1 protein-coding gene and 1 pseudogene are annotated in these 2160 nt (G+C 63.8%); both read right to left on the bottom strand.

Annotated elements, in window-relative coordinates; genetic code table 11:
* The coding region (locus GOACH_RS22270; protein WP_217999529.1) for a hypothetical protein at positions 1-745 on the bottom strand (745 nt) is incomplete at its 3' end.
* Between the two features lie 811 nt (positions 746-1556).
* A pseudogene (locus GOACH_RS22265) lies at positions 1557-2160 on the bottom strand (IS481 family transposase); the annotation flags it as partial.

Raw genomic sequence — 2160 nt, 5'->3', positions numbered from 1 at the left:
CCCCGCAGTCGCCGGATGGCGCTATAGGGATCACCACAGTCAGTAACTGCTTTGGCACGTTGGCAAGAAAACAGCGCCTGAGCTTCGAGCGCCCAATCAACCAGCGCGGCTTCGTATTCGGCGCGACTGATCTGTTCGGCCCGAGCAAACCACCCGGCGTGTACGTGGGCTTCGGGCGCATAGAATCGGTGCATACACGGATACCAGTCCATCGGCGCATCCAGCTCGATCTGGGTGCGATGACCAAGCTCGGCGGCCTTGAGTGCCTCGCCGATTCGCCCTGTCCGACCGAGACTGTAAGCCCCCGGCACGCACGCCCAGACGAGCGCTGAGTCCTCGGAGTGCGCCAGCAGTCGTTCCACAACGGCAACGCGCTGGCCGGACCTTCGTTACCGAGAACCAACGCGGCTCGACGGGCGGGGATGTCGTCTGCCTGCGGTGTACCGGCCAGGACCTTCTCGGCCGCGTGCGCGATACTCAGCCCCTCGTCCACGGCGCCGGCGTAGATGGTCCGATGATCGAGCCGCGCCACCGCGACTCGGAACACCTCGTGGGGAGTACGTGCCGCCTCAGCGAGTGCCGACAGCATATCCGCCGCCTCGCGGGTTTTACCACGCAGACTTGCCAACTGCGCCTGCAGGATCCGTGCATCGAAGTTCGCCTGGGCATTCAGTACCGACTCGACCATCCGTTCGGCCAGCCCGAAGTCGTAGTGCCAGCCCGCGACGCGCGCGGCCGCCAGCATCGCCGCAGGGTCACCTCCGCCGCTGCCATCGCCCGGTACACTCACCGTTGGTGACAGATATAGGAGTGTCCCCTGGCTCCTCATAGCCATCTTATATCCGGTGTACCGCAGCACAATTCGACATTTTTCTTCTTCCACCGCCTACCGTTCTTTCGACGAGGACCCCAATACAGCGCGCGAGAAGGCGGCTGGTCTCGCGACGTTTCACTGCCCGGAACCCCGGGGTTTAAGGTCCGTCGCTTTCAGTACTGAGCCGTTAACCCCGCTCAAACGCGCGCTCGCGGAATGTAGCCTCGTCGGCTTACATCGACCACACCGGACCGCTCCGCGACGTCAGACGTCGACGCCCTGCCGCCGGGCCCGATACACGCGAACAAGTACAAACAACGTCACGATGGATCCGGATTGTTCAAACTAGGCGCGGATCTCACACAACAACTCCTGTGAGATCCGGCCAGTGTTGGCACATATCCGCGTGAAATAGGGCTTCTGACTAGCGGTTATCCGGACTCTCGGGAGGGCCGCGGAGACGCCTGTCCGCTCCTATCAGACATATACTCTTGGCAGTTACGGACCCGTTATGCACCGATCCTGAGTTCATTCGCGGGCACAGGCTGGGACAATGACTGAAAGGCCGTCATCGGCATCGAGAGGGTGAGCGACGCACTCCGCGAGAAGCGGGCTCGCCCTGCTCGCTGATGTTGCTGCGCTGCACAGTATCTCGGCACCCGATGACAACCTCCGGACGCAGCCGCATGACTCCGCTGCCAGCTCCGGTCAAAAGGTGCACGGCTGCGTCCGGGGGCGGTTTCTAGGTGTACTGCCCGGAGACGTTGATCAATCGCGAGAAGGGCGGGAGGTTCCCGCAGGCCGTGTGCGGCCGGTGATGGTTGTAGTAGTGCAGCCAGTCGTCCAGCTCGCCCCGTCGTTCGGCTTCGGAGGTGTAGCAGCGGGCGTAAGCCCATCCGTCGGCCAGGGTGCGGAGGAAGCGCTCGATTTTCCCGTTGGTCTGCGGCCTGTAGGGCCGGGTGCGCTTGTGCCGGATACCGAGTTCGGCGCAGGTGTCGCGCCACAGGTGTGAGCGGTACGCGCCGCCGTTGTCGGACAGGACCCGCTCGACGGTGACGCCGCGGGCGTTGAACCACTCGACGGCTCGGACCAGCACGGCGGTGGCAGTGCGGGCGGTTTCGTCGTCGTGGATCTCGGCATAGGCGACGCGGGAGTGGTCGTCGATGACGGTATGGACGGAAGCCATGCCCATCAACGGGTCGTAGTGCTTGTTCTTCGGCTTGTGGGTGTAGCGGCCCGGTTCTTGTCGCCCTGTCGCCGCCCGACGTAGCGCCATCCTCCGCTGTCGGGAATGTTGCCGAGCTTCTTCACGTCGACGTGCAGCATCGAACCTGGGTGATCGTGCT

This window comes from Gordonia aichiensis NBRC 108223, assembly GCF_000332975.1.
GTDB lineage: Bacteria > Actinomycetota > Actinomycetes > Mycobacteriales > Mycobacteriaceae > Gordonia > Gordonia aichiensis.
The sequence above is the reverse complement of the archived record's forward strand: the minus strand, read 5'-3'. Positions and strand labels throughout refer to the sequence as shown.